We start from the raw sequence: 17,947 nt of genomic DNA, 5'->3' as shown, positions 1-17,947 counted from the left end.
TCGGTCGTGGCGAGCAGCGCGGGGACGGGCGCGCCTTGCAGACCGTCGCGTCGAGGCCGGGGCCGCTTCTGTCCGTCCAACGCGCTTCACACGGGCGCCCCGGACCTCGGGGTGTCCACCAGCGCGATCCGCGCGGCGACGCGCACCAGCGCGGAGACCGCAGTCGGCGACCAGCGTTCGGCCACATCACCTGGGAGTTGGGGGAACGCACGGTGTGAAGCCATCACCCGAACACCCGGACTCGTCGACCACTCCTCGCCGCGGGACGCCGGTCGCAGGCCCGTGATCGCAGTTGCCACCTCGGGCATCATCGCGGCAGACGTGGCGAACGAACCGGTGGGGATCAATTCGACGACTGCCCTTGCTGGCATCCCTGGAGAGGCGTAACTTCTGCGCAGCGGATCTATGGGTCCGCCACACGGACCATTGCCCGTGGTTGTCGGAACGCCTTGTCACCAAGTGGGCTCATCGGACCGCTGGACGCTCACGGAGCGCCAAAACGATCCATCACGCACTCACGGCCTGTGCTCGGGGCATTGCGTGCTCCCCAGACCGGGCAGCGCGCTGCCCGAGTTCTCCCATCATGACCCCACAGACGGCCTTCGGCCGTCCCCTCCTCATCAACACCTGGACGTTGAAATGAGCCGGACATCACCTCATGCAAAGCGCGCGGCTGTCGCCGGCTTGATGGGGGCGGTCGTCGACTGGTACGACTTCTTCCTTTACGGCATCGTGGCCGGGCTCCTGTTCAACGATCTCTTCTTCCCCGAAGTGAGTCCCACCGTCGGAACCCTCGCCGCATGGGCCACCTTCGGTGTCGGATTCCTCTTCAGACCCTTGGGCGGCATTGTCTTCGGCCACTTCGGCGACCGGGTGGGCCGCAAGAAGATGCTCGTCCTCACCCTGGTGATCATGGGGCTCGCCTCCACCCTGATCGGTGTCCTGCCCACCTACGGTGAAGTGGGCATCTGGGCCCCGGTCCTGCTCGTCGCTCTACGTGCCGTCCAGGGCTTCGCCGTCGGCGGTGAGTGGGGCGGCGCAGCTCTGATGGCGGTCGAGAGCGCTCCTCGAAAGTGGCGCAGCCTCTACGGCAGCGGCGTCCAGGTCGGTGCCTCGGTGGGGCTTTTGCTGGCTACCGCGGCCATCAAAATCGTTTCCGGACGCCTGCCCGAAGCGGACTTCCAGCAATGGGGCTGGCGCGTCCCGTTCGTCTTCAGCGCGGCCCTCGTCATCGTCGGGCTGATCGTGCGTATCACGGTCGAGGAATCCACCGTCTTCACCGAGCAGATCGCCGCCCGATCCAAAGACCAACCTCTGCGGCTGCCACTGCTCGCGGCCATCAAGGCCAACCCCGGCGGATTCCTCGCCATCATCGGCCTGCGGTTCGTCGAACTCTTCACCTTCTACGGTGTGACCACGTTCGGCGTGAGCTATGGCACCGCGGAATTCGGTCTGAACCGCGACAGCATGCTCACCATCAACCTCGTGGTGGGCGCAGCGGCCATCGTCACCATTCCCGTCTTCGCCTACCTCGCCGACCGCTACGGCCGCGGCACCATATACGCGTGGGGCGCCGGGCTGGGTGTTCTGGGCTCCCTCCCCTTCTTCGCGGCGCTGCAGTCCGGCTCCATGGTCCTGATCCTGGTGGCCTCGATTCTGCTGGTCAACGGTGCGCACGACATGGCCGTCTCGGTCCAGCAGTCCTTGTTCACCGACATGTTCGGCGCCGAATACCGCTACAGCGGTGCAGGCGTCGGCTATCAACTCGCCAGCGCCATCGGCGGGGGCCTCACTCCGCTCATCGCCGGCGTCCTCGTGCTGTGGGCCGACGGCGGCTGGTACCTGGTCGCTATGTACATGCTGATCGGCTGCGGGATCTCCTTCACAGTCGCCATCGGACTGAACGCCAACCGCACCATGGACGACGCGCCCGAGCCCACGAAACCGCCCGCACGCGCGACCTTCTGACCGGCTGTGCACCTGGTCGCCCTTACGTCCTGGGGAGCGATTGAGCTAGGGGTGCTCATCGAGAGTCGACCACGACGACGGCGTTCGGCAGGCCGGTGCGGATCGCGGCCCGGTAGGTGGTCGACATGTCGATGGCCACGTACCGTGGCCGACCAGAGCGCGGTCATCGACAAATAATCGAAGGAACCAGACCCGGTGCGGGGCGGAGCCCAGATCGCCCTGATGAACCCGGGCGGGGATGAGCGTGTCGGCCAGGGCTCGAATACCCACGTCCCCAGCCGTCACCTGCTCGGCCGGGGCGGCGGCCGACTGACCCGTGCCGGCCACTACCGGTTGAGATCCCGAAGCCCCTCCTTGATGTCTCAAGTCGAGGCGGCGCTCGGCTGGGGGTGCGGTTGCATGCCTGCGTGGTGTGCTTCGAGTACGTGCCGCGCACGCTCGGTGTGCGGATCGTTGGGGTAGCGGCTTTCGAGGTCGGGCAGGAGCTCCTCCCTGCTCGGTCTCAGATCTTGACGCGGACTTCCTTGCGCAACCTGGCGGTCTGCTCTGCCGCGTACTCCATGTTGACGGGCATGCCGAGCGTCGCTCTCGCCGTTTCGACGTGCATCACGACACCCAGAGTGCTGTTGTCGCCCCAGACGCACACCGGCACGCTGGCGTCTTTTGATTTACCTGACGAGTCCGCAGCCACAGAACCGCCCTTGATCCTGTTCTCCTGGCACTTGAGGACCGCGCCATCGAGCTCACTGGGTGTGTAGGCCTTCGGGCTGCCGACGAGGTCGATCCCGTCGTCCGCCGTGTCGCTTTTCTCGCCGTAGGCGCCCGAGAGCTGGAGAGTACGCAGGGTCCCCGGATGGTCCACGTCCCGGGCCTCGTAGCTGGCGTTCACGCCATGGGCGTTCTTGACGCCGTACTTCGCCACCTGCTGCTTGTTCTTCTTGTCGAAGACATCGCTTTGCACTTTCTTGTACTCGGAAAGCAGCGTCGCAGGCGTCGTCACCTTGTGCGGTCCGTCGTCCTCGATGTCCGAACCGCTGCCGCTGCCGCCTATGACCTGGCCGCCGGGCCCGCGATCGACACAGCGGCCGCCGTGGGGACGCCGGGGGTCACTCCCCATGCCCCGTGAGTTCTCGTCAGGGGTCATACTGAAATCGTGACCATCGACCATGCCGCCGCTGCGCGCTGGGCTCATGTGGCCGAGCGTCTGCCTGCGCACCTCGCCGAACTGTCCGGACCCACGTCCGGGACGGTGGAGCTGCCGTTGCATCTGGCGTGGTCGGGGCTCAGGCATTTCGACATCAGCGACGAGAAGCTGCTGCTGGGCCTGTACCGCATCGTGCTCACCAACGGCCTGCGCGAGGACCTCACCGGCTACCTCAACGCCGACCTGCTCGTCAGGCACTGGCCGCGCCTGCGGATCGCCCTGGGCAAACCGGTGCGCACCTGCTGGGAACAGCGTTTCCCCGAGCTAGCGGCCGCCGCTGCGGCATGAGACTTCCACAGCTGCACCGGCGCCTGCTCCGTGACGCCCTGGACAGCCGTCAGGCCTATCGGCTGGTGCTGGCCGGCGGCTAGGCCATCCAGGCCCATGAGCTGGTCAGCCGCGCCAGCCAGGACCTGGACCTGGCCACCGACGCACCGGCCGGCATGAACGAGATCACCGACGCCGTTGTGGCCGGCCTCGAAGAGAGGGGATGGGCGATCCGCACCGTCGAGGTCGCCCCGCGCATGTCCCGCCCGCTCGCCACCGACACGGCAACCGATCAGTCCTGCGAGCTGGACATCCTCAAGGAGATCTTCCACAAGCCTCCCGCCCAGACCGAATCCGGGCCCATGCTCTCCCGCGACGACGCCGTTGGACTGAAGGTCCGGGCCCTGCACGACCGCGGCTTCCCCCGCGACGTCATCGACGTCTTCAGCGCCCGCGAGCTGTACACCATCGCCGAACTCGAACGTCTGGGCGCCCAGCACGACGAGGAGTTCGACCTCGAGGAACTGCACGGCCGGCTCGAAGTGGTCGACTTCACCTCCGACCGTGAGTACGCCGCGTACGGCATACATCCCGCCGGCATCGCCGCCTTGCGCGCCTGGGTCCACAACTGGCTCGACGACCTCGGACTGCGGCTTGCCGAACCGTACACCGAAGACGAGGACGGCGACTGAAACGCCCGACTCGGCGGCCTTGCCCCCAGCGCCGTTGGGGAGGTACAGCGCCCCGGGCACGCACGTCGCCGATGGACGCTGATGCCGATGCAACAGCGTGCCTCACCTCACACCCGCACAGCGGCAACGGCGGAAGAAACCAGGGGCAGTTCGCCGTTCCTATGCACGTGGCTGCGCAGGGGGCAGTGTCCCCGGGCCTCACCTACAGTCCATGGGGACGATCGTCCGGCTGAAGCCCCATGGAGCATCCCGCCGAGAGGCGACCGCCCTGCGCACGCCACCGCCTACGGCCCCGGCTGGCCTCCCCCGTCCAGCCGGGGCTTGTTGCGCTATGCGCCACGACCCCCGTGGCGGCGCCTTTGCCGTACGCCGTGGCGCCCGCCTCTCATCCGGTCCTACCGCTCGAGGGCCACGGCGGCGGGACGGATCCTCTCCGCGCTGGCCGTGACCGGTCGTCGGCACCTCCGGCGCCGCTTGATCATGGTTCTGCTGCCCCTTGGTGTTGTCAGGCGTTTTGGCGCAGCGGCGGCAGGAGTCCGTCGCCCGGCCACAAGGGCTGCTCGGCGGTGAGGCCGGTGAGGAACACGCCGACCTTGGTGAGGACCCTGGCACGCTCGGCTGACCCGTGGACGGTGAACTGCCCGGCTGCCGCGTCGAAGGTACGCACCCGGCTTTCGGGTCCAGTACAGAACAAAGCCCGGGCGAGGTCGGGAAGTCCGAGACTGAGAGCGTCGAACCCCTGGGTCTGCACGAGGGTGAGCAGGTCGGATACGACGCGCTCGAAATCTGCGACCGCCGGCCAGCCGGCGCCACCGCCCAGTTCGTGGGTGAGGGTGGCCAGCGGGATGATCTCGCCCGGCGTGCGTCCCCGGGTGAGCAGGTCGTGGATGCGGGCGCCATCGGGCTGCACCACCCGCGGATGGCGCAGCGCGTCAGCAGCGACGACCGTGGTGTTGACCTCGCGGGTTCCCGGGCCCGGGTAATAGGGCTCGTGGGCGAAGAGAAGCTTCCCCTTGATCTTGCAATGCCGCGAAGTTAAGGGGCGTCGGATGATGACAAGTCCCCGTGAAGAAGCATCTTGTAGGCGCCGCGGGCAATGCGTTGCAGGAGGCCGAGGCGAGCCCAGGTTCCCAGCTGGGTACTGATTATCTTGATCGTTTTCGGATCGGTGGTACCGAGAAGTCGCTCCGGGTCACCAGTCCAACGCACCTTCGGTGCCTCAAGGCTGTCGCGTCGGTTGGCTACGAGGCGGTTTTTGTCCCGATGCCGTGGGCGAGGAGGCTCTCGGCGGTCTCCGCGATGGTGTCCTCGATGGGACGGGCCCGCCATCCGAGGAGCTTCTCCGCCTTGGAGCTTGTGGCGTCGAGATCCCGGCCGAGCTGGTGCTTGAGCAGGCGCAGTTCCGGGTTCACGATGCCCAGTGTGCGAGCGACCCACACGGGCAGTTCACGGGTCGGGGCCTTCGCGGCGCGCTCACCGAGGCGGTCGTGCAGGATGCGTGCGATGTCGATGACGCGCAGGCTGTGCCCGGCGATGGCCAGGAAGCGTTCGCCGGCGGCTGCCGGATCCGTCATCGCGCGCAGGTGCAGGTCCGCGACGTCGCGCACGTCGACGAAGCCCATCCCGAAGGGAGGGCACGCGGGAACCTGTCCTTCGAGCATTCTGCGGACCAGCCGCAGAGATGGCGGGTCGTCCAGGCCGAGCAGGGGTCCAAGGACCCCCACGGGATGAACCGCCGCCAGTTCCAGGCCACCGCCTTCGGCTTGGATGAACTGCCAGGCGGCGCGTTCGGCGAGTGTTTTGGACCGCTGGTAGGGCGGGATGTCGCTGTCGACGTCTGTCCAGTCCTCCTCGGTGAACGGGGTCGAGCGCGGGGGGTGCCCGATCCCGATGGCACCGAAGGCGCTGGTCAGGACGACCCGGCGCACACCGGCGTTGCGGGCTGCGCGCAGCACCCGCAGGACACCCTCGCGCGCGGGGACCACCAGGTTGTCGTCGTTCGCCGGCGTGTGGCGCAGGGTCGGCGAGGCGACGTGGAGGACGAAGTCGCAGTCGGCGACGGCAGCGTCCCAGCTCTCGGAGTGATCGAGGTCGGCGCGCACGACGGTGAGCCGGTCGTCGTCGAACGGTGTGGCCGCGTGCAGCCAGGAGCGCAGCGCCGACTCGCGCCGCAGGTCGCGGACCGTGGTGCGGACGGTGTGCCCGGCAGCCAGCAGGGCCTGGATGCACCAGCTCCCGATGAATCCGGTTCCTCCGGTGACCAGTACTCGTGTCATTTGTTTTTCCTTCAGCTGTTGGCTCGTGCGGTGAGGGGTGCCGGCGGATGCGTCGCACGGTGGCGCTGGGTGGCGGCCACGCTGCTTCCGAGGAGGGCGTGGCCGATCATGATCGGGTAGATGACGGCGCGCTCGAACAGGCCGATGTTCCACATCCAGCCGGTGAACACATCGGTCATGAGGAGGGGGAATGCGATCAGTCCGGCGGTGCCGAGCGCGGTGCTCGCGATCGAGCGGCGTTTGGTGAGACCGATGCGGGTTCCGCAGGTTCCGACGGCGATCGCCATGATGTTGCCGGCGAGCATGACGCCCTGCGCGCCGACGGTGTGGAAGGCGATCAGGCCGTTGTCGACGTTGGCGTTGGAGCCCTGGAAGATGCCGACGAGCGAGACTCCGACACCGGCGAGGACGGCGAGGCTCACGATGGCGATGGGGCGGGCGCCCTTGCGCGGGTCGAACAGGAGGAACGTGCCGACGATCAGGAGGGTGCCGTAGATCACCCAGCCGGTGTCCATGACGGCACCGAGGGGGGAGTGGGCGACCTGCCCGAACGCGGTCTGCGGTGGGCCGGTCAGGCCGAGGTGGCTGACCCAGTTGTACAGGGGCGAGTACGGCGGGTCCTGCCATGCGGCGGCGGTGATGAACTCGGCGCCCCAGGACACGAGCGGACCGAGAAGGATGAGGAGGGCTCCGGCGCGGGCAGCAGCGCCGGAGCGGACGATGGGGTTCACGCGAGCGCCATGCCGGGAACGCGCTGGCGGATGGCCTCCATCTCGGCTTCGTCGGATACGCCCTGCCAGTCGTGGCGGGGGGTGTAGGGGGCCTCCAGGGCGCGCACGTCGTTGTCGGTGAGCTCGATGTCCAGGGAGGCCACGGCCTCGTCGATCTGCCGGATCGAGCCGGCGCCGACCAGGGGTGCGGTGACGACCGGCTGGCGGCGCAGCCAGGCGAGCGCGACCTGTGAGCGGGTGACGCCGTGTGCGGCGGCGACCTTCCCGACGGCGTCGATGATCGCGTGGTTGGATGCCTCCTCGGCCGGCGAGTAGAGCAGGTCCGCGTAGGCGCCGTCCGTCTCGGAGCGCGCCGTCGAGCGGGCATCGTCCCACGCGCGGGCGAGACGGCCGCGCGCCAGCGGCGACCAGATGATCGTGCCGACACCCTCGTCCAGGCACAGCGGGATCATCTCCCGCTCCTCCTCACGGGCGAGCAGGTTGTAGTGGTCCTGCATCGACACGAACCGTGCCCAGCCGTGCTGCCTCTGCAGGTGCAGCGCCTTCGCGAACTCCCAGGCGTGCATGGACGAGGCGCCGAGGTAGCGGACCTTGCCGGCCTTCACGAGGTCGCTGAGTGCCTCCAGCGTCTCCTCCCACGGGGTGGCGTGGTCGTTGCGGTGGATCTGGTAGAGATCGATGTAGTCCGTGCCGAGGCGGCGCAGCGAGTGGTCGACCTCGGTCATGATCGCCTTGCGCGACAGGCCGCGGCCGTTCGGTCCCAGCCGCATCGGGTGGCGCAGCTTCGTGGCGATCACCACGGCATCACGGTCGGCGAAGTCCTTGAGCGCGCGACCGAGGATCTCCTCGCTGGAGCCGTTGGAGTACATGTTCGCGGTGTCGAAGAAGTTGATCCCCGCCTCCAATGCGTGCCTGATGAGCGGGCGCGCGTCCTGTTCCCCCTTCGACCAGACGGGATGTCCGCGGTCGGGTTCGCCGTAGGTCATCGCGCCGATCGCGATCGGGGACACGTCGAGGCCGGTCATGCCGAGCTTGATGTAATGCATGACGCTCCTTAAAGTATGCGGAGAGCTCTCCACATAACGTAGTGGAGAACTCTCCGCTTAGCAACGTGAGGTCCCGTGGTCCGTTCAGACGCCCGTGAGAACAGGGCACGCATCCTCGCCGCCGCACGCGAAGCGCTCACCGCGGACGGCAGCACGTCGATGAACCAGATCGCCCAGCGCGCCGGAGTCGGCGCGGGCACCCTTTACCGCAACTTCCCCACACGCGAGGCGCTCGTCCTGGCCGTCAACCAGGACGAGGTGGCACGCATCACCGGCACCGTGCCCGACCTACTGGCCCAGATGCCGCCACTGGAAGCCCTGCGACACTGGACGATGGACCTCGTCGAGGCCATGCGGCGAAAGCACGGCCTCGGCGACGCACTCACCCCGGGCGTGCACCAGGCGATCACCGAGCAGAGCTACGGGCCGGTCATCGCCGCGATCACAGCACTCCTCGACGCCGGCAAGAAGGACGGAAGCATCCGTGTGGACGCCGCACCTGGGGACTTCCTCCAGCTGACCGGCGCGTTGTGGCGTGCCGCGTCCAGCCCCGTGGACCGGGCCCCCCACATGCTCGCGCTCATCCTCGACGGACTCCGCACGCACCGGTAGTGGAGGGCCTCACGGCTGCAGGGGTGCGCTGCCGTGCCGGCCGGCGATGTCGGGGAAGGTCGGGATGCCGAGGTCCACGGCGGTGCTGCGGCGGGCTTGTTCGGCATCCAACTGGGCGAGCTTGTCCTGGGCTCCCGAAAGGCTGACTTCAAGTCCTTCCAGCTCGCCAAGCCGGCCCTCGCGTTCGGCCTCGATGATGCGGGCGAGGAGGCCGTCGCGGATCTCGACCAGGCGGCCGCGCTGGTCGGGCTCCGGACGCAGCAACGAGCAGCGGACGCAGGCGTGTTCGTGGATGCACGAGGTGCCGAACGCGCGAGCGCAGATGCCGATGGAGAGCTTGCGGCGCTCGAAGTGGCCGAGGAAGGCATCCCACTCCTCCGCGGTGGAGGTGCCTGCGTAGTCGGCGCGGGACGGTGAGGGCCTCGCCGCGCAGGCCGACGAGAACTACGGTGCTGGGGTGACTGATCTTGATGTAGTGGCACGTGGGCTGGTGGGCGGCGGACGCTCCTTTGAACAGCTGAGATGCCATCCGCGGCTTCCGCTGGTGGCCTGCTTGGACTCCGAGCGTCCGGCGGTCCATATCTGGGGATGCGGCGCGGGGCAGCTACGCGAACTCGGTTCCGTGGGCCTCACATCGAACGCCTACGGAGAGGCCTTTGGGTGGGAGCGGGCAGAGCGGAGGCCCGCTGTGGCGTGGCATCCGGAGCAGCCACTGCTTGTGGTGGCAGGGGAGGACGGGCTACGGCACTGGACTCCTGCCGGGGTTTCCGAACCGGAAGGTGCTTCGGCCGCGGACTCCTACCGCAGTCTGGCTTTCAGCCCGGACGGGCAGACCCTGTGGGGTTCACCGTCGTTCCGCGACGAAGGCGGCGGGTGGGAGAGCTCGGACGTCCTTGACCTTGCCTCCGGGACCGTCGGTGCCGGACCCGCGTGGGACACAGGGGTCGCGGAGCATCCCGGGGGCGGACTTGTTGCCACGCTCGCCAGCGACCAGGGGGCCACGTACTGCCTTTTCGTGCGCGTCGATCAGGGGACCGCGCCTGCCGTGATGCGACCGCTGCGCCGGGCGCTGATCCTGGACTGTGACGGCTACGAGACTCCGCTCTTCAGCGCGGACGGACGTCATATGGCGGTCCGTGGCAACGCGTACGACAACTCGGTAGAGGTATTCGTGTTTCCTTCGCTGCACCGGGTTCTGGCCACAACCCTCGGCGACCCCAGCCCTGGTTATCCGTACCCGCGAGAGTGGCTCGACCAGATGGAAGCCTGGTCGCGTCACAACATCGCCTTCGGACCGCAACCGGGCGTGCTGTGGATCGCAACGCCCACGGGGGCGCTGGTCGAGGTGGACGTCGAAACCCGGCAAGCGGTCGAGCACCATGTGCTGACCGGGTCCCGCCTGGCCGCGCTGGCTGCCACGGCGAGCGGCGAGCTTCTGGTCGCCGGCAGCGGGGGAGAACTGGTGCTCTTGTCCGCGCTGTTCGGCTCCACGCAGACCTGCACTACCAGCAGGGACATCGCCAGGGCGGCAGCCATGGCGTTCCGGGAGTCCACCGCCGAGGTCCCGGACGACGGCGACGACCTGGAGGCGCACCTTGTCCTGACCGACGGAACCCGCACCTGGGAAGCAGACGATCTGGCAACGGTGACAGCTGTCGACGCAACCGATCCCACCTGGCTTCAACTTCAAGCGGCCGTCAACAAGGCACAGTTGCAGAGCGAATAGGTGGTGGAACGTGATGCACCGCTTGGGACGACGGTGCATCGGTTGCATCTTCTGCAGCCCTCGTTCCCCACCACTGAGGAAGCAGCCGCGGGTTGTCGAAACATCCAATGTTTGGCGAAGCTGCCAGGGTGCAATTCGGACGCTCACCCCTGCGCTGCAAAGGAAGTTGTGTCACAGGCCTAGACACAGGCAACGTTCGTATCCGTTAATCCATCCCATGTCGCAGTGGAGACGAGCGAGGGAGCCGCACCCCTTGTGGATCCCGAACCTCCTTGCCGGGCCGCGCTGTTGCCGTGACGAAGGTGCCGAGTCCGGGCGGGGTTCCGGCGATCGAAGAGGGCGAACCGTGTTGCCGGATGAGTCTCGCGCGGATCACACGGCCGACGGTGGCCGTGCTCTGCAGTGGAACGACTCGGGCGCGGTCGACCGCTAGATCTGTGCCGTTACTCGTCCGTTCATCTTGCTCGACGCTTCGACCATCGTTCGGTATTACGAACATTCACTCGAGGGATGCGAGGTTCCCATGCGCACAAGACGTTTCAGCCGCAGACATCTGTCTGTGGTGCTCGCCGCCGCCGTTGCGGCCCTGGTCTCGTTGGCGGCGCTGCTCGTCGCCGGCCCGGCTCAGGCGGCCACCAGCGGCGCCTTGCGCGGCGTCGGTTCCGGCCGGTGTCTCGATGTGCCGAACGCCGGCCAGGCCGACGGTACCCTCCTGCAGATCTGGGACTGCACGGGCGGATCCAACCAGCAGTGGACGCTGACGGACAGCAGCCAGCTGACCGTTTACGGCAACAAGTGCCTGGACGTCCCGGGCCATGCCACCGCGGCCGGGACCCGAGTGGAGATCTGGTCCTGTAACGGCGGCACCAACCAGCAGTGGCGGGTGAACTCCGACGGCACGGTCGTCGGCGTGGAGTCCGGGCTGTGCCTGGACGTGTCGGGCGGGGCCACCGCCAACGGCACGGCGGTGCAGCTCTGGAACTGCACCGGCGCGGGCAACCAGAAGTGGACCGGCCTGTCCGGGGCGACCAACTCATGTTCTCTCCCGTCGACCTACCGCTGGAGCTCGACCGGCCCGTTGGCGCAGCCGTCGAACGGGTGGTACTCGCTGAAGGACTTCACCAACGTGACGTACAACGGCAAGCACCTGGTCTACGCGACGAACTCTTCGGGATCGGGATGGGGCTCGATGGCGTTCAGCCCCTTCACGAACTGGTCGGACATGGCCTCGGCCACTCAGACCGGCATGAGCCAGGGCGCTGTGGCGCCCACGCTGTTCTACTTCGCGCCCAAGAACATCTGGGTGCTGGCCTCACTGGGCTGGGGTACCGCCTGGCCCTTCACCTACCGCACGTCCAGCGACCCCACCAACGCCAACGGCTGGTCCGCGCCGCAGCCCCTGTTCACCGGCAGCCTGCCCACGGGAAGTCCGATAGACCCGACCCTGATTGCCGACGACCAGAACATGTACCTGTTCTTCGCCAATGACAACGGCAGCATCTACAAGTCGACCATGCCGATCGGGAACTTCCCTGGCAGCTTCGGCTCGTCGTACACGACGGTCATGAGCGACACGGTGAAGAACCTGTTCGAGGCGCCGCAGGTCTACAAGGTCCAGGGCCAGAACCAGTACCTCATGATCGTCGAGGCGCGCGGTGCGAGTGAACAGCGCTACTTCCGCTCGTTCACGGCCTCCAGCCTGAGCGGTTCGTGGACCCCGCAGGCCGCCACCGAGACCAGCCCCTTCGCGGGCAAGGCCAACAGCGGTGCCACCTGGACCAACGACATCAGCCACGGCGACCTGGTCCGCAACAACCCCGACCAGACCATGACCATCGACCCCTGCAACCTGCAGCTCCTCTACCAGGGAAGGTCCCCCAGCTCGGACGGCGCCCCCTACGAGCAGCTGCCGTACCGGCCGGGCGTGCTCACCCTGCAGCGCTGACCCGCCACCGCGGTCCCCAACCGTATGCAACGCCGAGTGCCGTAGCGGCCGTCTACGGCACTCAGTGGGGAACAGCCCTGGTGCTTTTTGGCAGCCGAGCAGCACCTGTGCGAGCCTGCTGCCACTCCTCCGAAAGGGCTCACCCGATGCTCGGCATGGTCGTCTGGGACGTCTGCTCTCGCGCTTCGACGCGAGAGCGGTAACGGCCACCTGCCTCAACGCACACGCCTGTCCGACGGACAGGCGTCGGCTCAGTCTGCTCCTCGTCGAAGTGCTCCTCGTCCCCCTGCATGTTCGACCACGAGGAGTACGTGGTGTCCACCATCCACTGGACCGAAAGCCACACCCACCAGTCCGCCCTCTGGCATTCCGAGAACGCCGCCCCTCTCCCTCGACGAACCGTCGTCGCCGACGACCGGATGAAAGCCGACGACGCCTACCGGCAGGCGTGCGAAGGAACAGCCCTGCTCTGGCAAGGCGACTTCCACAACGCCCGGCAACTCCTCCAGGCGATGGGCCGCCGCATCGACCGCAAGCCGCTCAAGTCCAGGCTGTCTCCGAGCGAGAACTTCCACCTGCACCGCCGCAGGAGTCGTCACCGCGCCCGTGTCCTCGGAAAGCTTCTTGTGCTGTTGGACGACGACTACATCCTGACGCTGCGCCGGGCCCCTGACGTCCGCCAGGCGTGTCTGGCAGCCTATGGCCCCTCGAAGGGGCCCATGGCGGTCTCTCTGCGTGAACTGCTGGGAGTGATCGGCGCTCATCAGTGGCGCCTGAAGGGGATCGAAGTGCCGGCGCTCGGGGCTCGAATCCACCCCCACTACGGCGTGTTCGCTCCCGTCAGAAGCGAGTACGTCGACCTGGTCGCCCGCACGTCACTGCCACCGGCAACCCGGCGCAACCTTGCCACCAGTACGGCATTCGACCTCGGGACGGGAACCGGCGTCCTCGCCGCGGTCCTGGTCCACCGCGGTGTCAAACGCGTCGTGGCCACCGACATCAGCCCACGCGCCCTTGCCTGCGCCAGGGAGAACGCCCACCGGCTCGCGCTGACCGGCCGTATCGAGGTGTCGGGCCCCGGCCTGTTCCCGCCGGGCCGCGCCGACCTCATCGTGTGCAACCCGCCCTGGCTCCCCGCCCGTCCGGCCGGTCCCATCGAGCAAGGCGTCTACGACCCGGACAGCACCATGCTCCACAGTTTCCTCGACGGACTGTCCGCCCACCTCCGGCCGGGCGGGGAGGGCTGGCTCGTCCTGTCCGACCTGGCAGAGCACCTCGGCCTCCGGACACGTCGGCAACTGCTCGGCGCCATCCAGAAAGCGCAGCTCCGCGTCATGGGCAAGATCGACACCAAGCCCCGGCACCCACGCTCCATGGACACCGCCGACGCACTCCATACAGCACGCAGCGCCGAAACCACATCCCTCTGGCGACTGACGGCATGACCGGTTCGGAGGATCAATGACCCATCCCGGGATCCGGGCCCGCACAGGGCCCGGATCCCGGGAGCGGAGGTCATCCGGCGGTCAGGGTGGTCCACTTCTGGTTGGAGCCGCCGTTGCAGTCCCACAGCTGGAGCTGCGTGCCGTCGGTGGTGGAGAAGCCCGGAACGTCGAGGCAGCGGCCCGAGGCGGGGTTGCGGTATCCGCCGTTGTAGGGCTGCCAGACCTGGTTGGCGCCGCCGTGGCAGGCCCAGAGCTGCACCTTGGTGCCGTTGGCGGTGGCCCCGCCGGCGGCGTCGAGGCACTTGCCCAGGGAACGCAGGGTGCCGTCGGTGTAGGCGGACCAGAGCTGGTTGGCACTGTCGCCACAGCTCCAGGTCTGGACGGCGGTCCCGTCAGCGGTGTTGGCGCCGTTGACGTCCATGCACTTGCCGGCGATGCCCGACTGCACGCGGGCAGGGGCGGGAGCGGGGTTCCTGAGCCACCCGGCGCCGTCCGCGGACTGGATGCCGCGGTGGAAGGCGTCGGCCATCTTCTGGTAGCCCGAGTCGTTGGGGTGCAGGGTGTCGGACAGGTCGGCCGTGGTCAGGCTGCTCATGTCCACGTAGGCGACCTTCTTGCCCGCCGCCTGGGCGTCGCTCACGATTTGGGGGACGGCCCGGTTGTACGCGGCCCGGTACTGCTCCTCCGAGCCGCTGGTGGACACGACCAGGGAGGCCACGAGGACGGTCGCGTCGGGGACGTCGGCGGTGATCTGGTTGACCAGCGACTTCAGCCGGTCGGTGGCCGTGGAGACCTGGTAGCTCTGGTTGAGGTCGTTGGTGCCGATCTCCAGCGTCACGACGTTGGGCCGGTACCGGGTCAGCGAGGCGTCGGCCAGTGCGGCGATCTGGTCGATGCGGTACCCGGAGTGGCCTTCGTTGTCGGGGTCGGACATCGAACCGTTGCGCCCCGTGCCCACGAAGTCGAGCGGATGGCCGTCCGCCGCGAGCTCGTTCCACAAAGGACCGCGGTAGCCGTTGCCCGTACTGCTGCCCACGCCCCAGGTGATCGAGTCGCCCAACGGCATGAGCCGCAAGGGCGTGTTGGAGGCGGCGGAGGCAGGGGCCACGCCTGCCGCCGTCATCCCAAGTGCGAGAGCGACAAGCGTGATCAGCGGTATTAACCAGGTTCTTCTCATGCAGCGTCCCTTCTGCGAGTGCAAAGCGCACCGGTATGGATACCACGACCCCAGGCGATACATCCCATGAATCGTCAGAAGTCTGGGGTCATTGGCGAAGAGGGGTCGCCTACTGTCTCATTTCCTCTGTTGACATCCCATGTCTTGCTGCCCGGGGTGCCGGGTGGAGCGACGAGGGATCATTGCGGGTGGGACGAGCCTGCGCCGGTCCACGCCGCTGCGGCCGTTGATGACAGCAATCAGCAGGTCGACTGCTTCGGCGCCCACCTGGTCCGGGCAGAGGCTGACGGTGGTGAGGGGTGGGCTGGTCGTCGCGTAGTCGGGATCCTCGCTGACGCAGGCGACCAGCAGGTCTCGCGGCACCCGAAGCCCGTGCTGCCGGGCGGCGGCGAGGATGTTGTGGCCGGAGTCGGAGTAGACGCCGATGACGGCGTCGGGTCGTGGATCGTGGCGCAGCAGGCGGCTGACCGCGTTCTGTTCGGTCGTGAAGTAGTCGGGCAGTGAGGCGTATTCCTCGACGAGGACGGGCGTGCTGTGTTCGTCGCACCAGGACCGGTAGGCGTCCGCGACAAGATGCGGGTACGCATCGTCGTGAAGGGGCAGGGAGAGCGCGATCCGCCGGGCGCCGGAGTCCGTGAGGTGGCCGAGCAGCAGACGCAGGGCCGCTCCGTGGTCGGCTTCCACCCATGCGTCGCGCCAGCTGCACTCGGGCGGGCGGCCTTCGCTGATCATCGGTATGCCGCGTTCGCGCAGGATGGCACGCACCGGGTCCTCGGCACGGGGTCCGACGTGGATGACGCCGTCCATCGGTGTGTTGAGCCACATCCACGGGGACATCGAACTCGGCATCACCGTGAGCAGATAGCCGCGTTCATGGGCCGCCGCCATGGCGCCCAGCGCCAGTTGTGCGTAGTACGGGATCTCGGTGTACGGGACGGGCAGGTCGCCGTACGTCGTCATGGTCAGGCCGAGGACTCCGGTGCTGCCGCGGGCCAGGGCACGGGCCGTGCTGGCCGGGGCGTATCCGAGTTCGCGGGCCGCGGTGAGCACGCGTTGTCTGGTCTGCTCGGACAGCCGCCCGGTGCCGTTGAGCGCGTTCGACACCGTGGCGGTGGAGACCCCGGCTCGTGCGGCCACGGCGCCGAGCGTGGGACGCCGCCAGACACGCGAGCTCGTCATGTGTACCTCAACTGCCCTGTGATGGCTTGTGGTTAAGCCCTTAATCACTCAACCTACCGAGCGACAGCGGCCGGGACGGTCGCCGGGTGAGGGCCTTGGGGTCCTCGAGACCTGTGTGCCGGGCGCGAGTGCGTCACATGGACAAGAGGGGAAGCGGTGGAGGCGACGATTTCGCAGGTGCGGCAGAGCACCATACCTCCGGTGGTGGCGGCGCGGCGGGCGCTGTGGACGTTTGTCATCGTCAACTTGGTGATCGTCGAGGTCTTGTTCCTCACCGCCGGGACCGGCCAGAACGGGGTGCTCACCGCCGCCAAGTTCTTCGGCCTGCATGCCGCCGTGCTGATGTTGTTCCAGCTGCTGCTGGTGGCCCGGTTGCCGTGGCTCGACCGCCGTATCGGCATGGACCGGTTGACGGTGTGGCACCGGTGGGTCGGCTTCACTTTGCTCTGGACCATCCTCACCCACGCTGTGCTGATTGTGCTGGGCTTCGCGAGGCTCGGTGCGACGTCGATGACGAAGACGTTCTTCTCGCTGGCCGGAGTGCCGGCCTCCCTGCTCGGAATGTGCGCCGCGGCGATCGTCGTCGTGGTCGCCGCGGTCTCCGCCCGGTATGTGAGGCAGCGGCTGCGGTACGAGGTCTGGCACGGTCTGCACCTGCTGCTGTACGTGGCGTTGGGGCTGGCGTTCGTCCACCAGCTGCAGGAGACCACGACCTTCACCTCTTCCGCGTTCGCGAAGATCTACTGGTGGCTCCTGTGGCTGTTCTCGTTCGGTGCCCTGATCGCTGGGCGGATCGTCATGCCCGTGTGGCGCAACGCCTATCACCGGTTCGAGGTCTCGGCGGTGGTGCTGGAATCGGACGACGTGGTGTCGGTGCATGTCACCGGCCGCCACCTCGACAAGCTCCCGGCCCGGGCCGGCCAGTTCTGCATCTGGCGGTTCCCCGGGCACAACCACTGGTGGCTGGCCAACCCGTTCTCGCTGTCGGCGGTACCCGACGGCCGTACGTTGCGCCTGACCGCCAAGGCGGTCGGCAGCGCCAGCGCCGGTCTGCGGCACCTCCCGGTCGGGAGCCGCGCGTTCGTGGAGGGGCCGTACGGGGCATTCACCTCGTTGCACCGAACGCGGCCCGGCGCGCTGCTGATCGCCGGGGGAGTGGGGATCACACCGGTTCGAGCCCTGCTGGAGGAGGAATCCTCCGGTGACGTCGTCGTGCTCCATCGGGTGCGCAGCGAGGACGAAGCCGTGCTGGCCGACGAGGTACAAGGCCTGGTCGCCGATCGGGGTGGGAAGCTGCATCTGGTCACCGGCCGTACGGCGGAGGGGAGTTCGCCGTTCGAGCCGGACAGTCTCCATGCCCTGGTTCCCGACATAGCCGAACGCGATGTGTACGTCTGCGGTCCGCCCGCGATGACCGCGGCCGTGCTCGGCTCACTGCGCGCCCTGCAGGTTCCCGAGCGGCAAGTCCACGCCGAGCGGTTCGGTCTGGCCTGAGCCCTTCCGCCGCGGTTTCGACTCCATACACCGAGGCTGCATGGAGGCGCCGAGCGCTTGCATGCAGCCTCGAGGTCGCCAGTTCCGGGACACGGCACTTCATGGATCATCCGCGAGGAGTTCAGCGTCCGCGCCTCGCGGCCGACCCGGACCAGCGCCATGATCGATCCGAATGAGACCGTACT

General features: G+C 67.9%; 18 protein-coding genes. 8 read left to right on the top strand and 10 right to left on the bottom strand.

Annotated elements, in window-relative coordinates; genetic code table 11:
• Positions 1-86 precede the first annotated feature (86 nt).
• Positions 87-224: a hypothetical protein gene (locus ACFY1U_RS45425; protein WP_390699950.1), complete on the bottom strand. Its 138-nt coding sequence runs from the start codon at positions 222-224 to the stop codon at positions 87-89.
• A 235-nt stretch (positions 225-459) separates the two neighbouring features.
• Between ACFY1U_RS45425 and shiA the strand changes: the two genes are divergently transcribed.
• Positions 460-1,968 (top strand): shikimate transporter, encoded by a 1,509-nt coding sequence (gene shiA, locus ACFY1U_RS45420; RefSeq protein WP_390699949.1) that lies wholly within the window; start codon positions 460-462, stop codon positions 1,966-1,968.
• Positions 1,969-2,023: 55 nt separating this feature from the next.
• Here the strand turns inward: shiA and ACFY1U_RS45415 are convergent, their stop codons facing one another.
• Positions 2,024-2,107, bottom strand: coding sequence for a hypothetical protein (locus tag ACFY1U_RS45415; protein ID WP_390700040.1), 84 nt, complete (start codon positions 2,105-2,107; stop codon positions 2,024-2,026).
• 363 nt (positions 2,108-2,470) lie between these two features.
• Positions 2,471-3,112, bottom strand: a complete 642-nt coding sequence (locus ACFY1U_RS45410; RefSeq protein WP_390699948.1) for a hypothetical protein — start codon at positions 3,110-3,112, stop codon at positions 2,471-2,473.
• A gap of 9 nt (positions 3,113-3,121) precedes the next feature.
• Between ACFY1U_RS45410 and ACFY1U_RS45405 the strand changes: the two genes are divergently transcribed.
• Entirely contained in the window at positions 3,122-3,460 is a 339-nt protein-coding gene (locus ACFY1U_RS45405; RefSeq protein WP_390699947.1) for a hypothetical protein, read from the top strand.
• Positions 3,461-3,546: 86 nt separating this feature from the next.
• Positions 3,547-4,131 (top strand): nucleotidyl transferase AbiEii/AbiGii toxin family protein, encoded by a 585-nt coding sequence (locus ACFY1U_RS45400; protein WP_390700039.1) that lies wholly within the window; start codon positions 3,547-3,549, stop codon positions 4,129-4,131.
• A gap of 505 nt (positions 4,132-4,636) precedes the next feature.
• On the opposite strand, the gene ACFY1U_RS45395 is transcribed toward ACFY1U_RS45400, so the two are convergent.
• The 4 genes from ACFY1U_RS45395 to ACFY1U_RS45380 all read right to left on the bottom strand — a co-directional run bounded on the left by ACFY1U_RS45395 (position 4,637) and on the right by ACFY1U_RS45380 (position 8,184).
• Positions 4,637-5,044, bottom strand: a complete 408-nt coding sequence (locus ACFY1U_RS45395) for a hypothetical protein (RefSeq protein ID WP_390699946.1) — start codon at positions 5,042-5,044, stop codon at positions 4,637-4,639.
• Positions 5,045-5,372: 328 nt separating this feature from the next.
• Positions 5,373-6,407, bottom strand: coding sequence for an SDR family oxidoreductase (locus tag ACFY1U_RS45390; protein WP_390699945.1), 1,035 nt, complete (start codon positions 6,405-6,407; stop codon positions 5,373-5,375).
• An 11-nt stretch (positions 6,408-6,418) separates the two neighbouring features.
• The gene (locus ACFY1U_RS45385) at positions 6,419-7,138 is read right to left on the bottom strand and encodes a DUF998 domain-containing protein (protein WP_390699944.1); all 720 of its coding nucleotides are present in this window, start codon (positions 7,136-7,138) and stop codon (positions 6,419-6,421) included.
• On the bottom strand, positions 7,135-8,184 hold the full coding sequence (locus ACFY1U_RS45380; protein WP_390699943.1) for an aldo/keto reductase: 1,050 nt from the start codon (positions 8,182-8,184) through the stop codon (positions 7,135-7,137). The genes ACFY1U_RS45385 and ACFY1U_RS45380 overlap by 4 nt, the downstream gene beginning before the upstream one ends.
• Before the next feature lie 75 nt (positions 8,185-8,259).
• Between ACFY1U_RS45380 and ACFY1U_RS45375 the strand changes: the two genes are divergently transcribed.
• Entirely contained in the window at positions 8,260-8,796 is a 537-nt protein-coding gene (locus ACFY1U_RS45375; protein WP_390699942.1) for a TetR/AcrR family transcriptional regulator, read from the top strand.
• Between the two features lie 9 nt (positions 8,797-8,805).
• Here the strand turns inward: ACFY1U_RS45375 and ACFY1U_RS45370 are convergent, their stop codons facing one another.
• The gene (locus ACFY1U_RS45370) at positions 8,806-9,060 is read right to left on the bottom strand and encodes a hypothetical protein (protein ID WP_390699941.1); all 255 of its coding nucleotides are present in this window, start codon (positions 9,058-9,060) and stop codon (positions 8,806-8,808) included.
• Positions 9,061-9,811: 751 nt separating this feature from the next.
• Here ACFY1U_RS45370 and ACFY1U_RS45365 point away from each other — a divergent pair.
• The 3 genes from ACFY1U_RS45365 (at position 9,812) to ACFY1U_RS45355 (ending at position 13,912) form a co-directional block, all read left to right on the top strand.
• On the top strand, positions 9,812-10,522 hold the full coding sequence (locus tag ACFY1U_RS45365) for a hypothetical protein (RefSeq protein ID WP_390699940.1): 711 nt from the start codon (positions 9,812-9,814) through the stop codon (positions 10,520-10,522).
• Between the two features lie 523 nt (positions 10,523-11,045).
• On the top strand, positions 11,046-12,467 hold the full coding sequence (locus ACFY1U_RS45360; RefSeq protein WP_390699939.1) for a non-reducing end alpha-L-arabinofuranosidase family hydrolase: 1,422 nt from the start codon (positions 11,046-11,048) through the stop codon (positions 12,465-12,467).
• Between the two features lie 290 nt (positions 12,468-12,757).
• Positions 12,758-13,912 (top strand): methyltransferase, encoded by a 1,155-nt coding sequence (locus ACFY1U_RS45355; protein ID WP_390699938.1) that lies wholly within the window; start codon positions 12,758-12,760, stop codon positions 13,910-13,912.
• Between the two features lie 70 nt (positions 13,913-13,982).
• Here ACFY1U_RS45355 and ACFY1U_RS45350 read toward each other — a convergent pair whose 3' ends face one another.
• Positions 13,983-15,089, bottom strand: a complete 1,107-nt coding sequence (locus tag ACFY1U_RS45350; protein WP_390699937.1) for a ricin-type beta-trefoil lectin domain protein — start codon at positions 15,087-15,089, stop codon at positions 13,983-13,985.
• A gap of 117 nt (positions 15,090-15,206) precedes the next feature.
• Positions 15,207-16,268, bottom strand: coding sequence for a LacI family DNA-binding transcriptional regulator (locus tag ACFY1U_RS45345; protein ID WP_390699936.1), 1,062 nt, complete (start codon positions 16,266-16,268; stop codon positions 15,207-15,209).
• 177 nt (positions 16,269-16,445) lie between these two features.
• Here ACFY1U_RS45345 and ACFY1U_RS45340 point away from each other — a divergent pair, with 177 nt between their 5' ends.
• Positions 16,446-17,762 carry a ferric reductase-like transmembrane domain-containing protein gene (locus tag ACFY1U_RS45340; protein ID WP_390699935.1) on the top strand — a complete coding sequence of 439 codons (1,317 nt, stop codon included), beginning with the start codon at positions 16,446-16,448 and terminating at the stop codon, positions 17,760-17,762.
• Positions 17,763-17,947 lie beyond the last annotated feature (185 nt).

Origin of the sequence: Streptomyces sp. NPDC001351 (assembly GCF_042896045.1) — a bacterium.
GTDB lineage: Bacteria > Actinomycetota > Actinomycetes > Streptomycetales > Streptomycetaceae > Streptomyces.
This window is presented reverse-complemented; position numbering and strand designations above follow the sequence as displayed.

Excerpts from the sequence above, each read along its gene's own strand:
- ACFY1U_RS45425 (WP_390699950.1), bottom strand. The coding sequence starts at position 224 with ATGGCTTCACACCGTGCGTTCCCCCAACTCCCAGGTGATGTGGCCGAA.
- ACFY1U_RS45410 (WP_390699948.1), bottom strand. The coding sequence starts at position 3,112 with ATGACCCCTGACGAGAACTCACGGGGCATGGGGAGTGACCCCCGGCGT.
- ACFY1U_RS45390 (WP_390699945.1), bottom strand. The coding sequence starts at position 6,407 with ATGACACGAGTACTGGTCACCGGAGGAACCGGATTCATCGGGAGCTGG.
- ACFY1U_RS45380 (WP_390699943.1), bottom strand. The coding sequence starts at position 8,184 with ATGCATTACATCAAGCTCGGCATGACCGGCCTCGACGTGTCCCCGATC.
- ACFY1U_RS45360 (WP_390699939.1), top strand. The coding sequence starts at position 11,046 with ATGCGCACAAGACGTTTCAGCCGCAGACATCTGTCTGTGGTGCTCGCC.
- ACFY1U_RS45355 (WP_390699938.1), top strand. The coding sequence starts at position 12,758 with ATGTTCGACCACGAGGAGTACGTGGTGTCCACCATCCACTGGACCGAA.
- ACFY1U_RS45350 (WP_390699937.1), bottom strand. The coding sequence starts at position 15,089 with ATGAGAAGAACCTGGTTAATACCGCTGATCACGCTTGTCGCTCTCGCA.
- ACFY1U_RS45345 (WP_390699936.1), bottom strand. The coding sequence starts at position 16,268 with ATGACGAGCTCGCGTGTCTGGCGGCGTCCCACGCTCGGCGCCGTGGCC.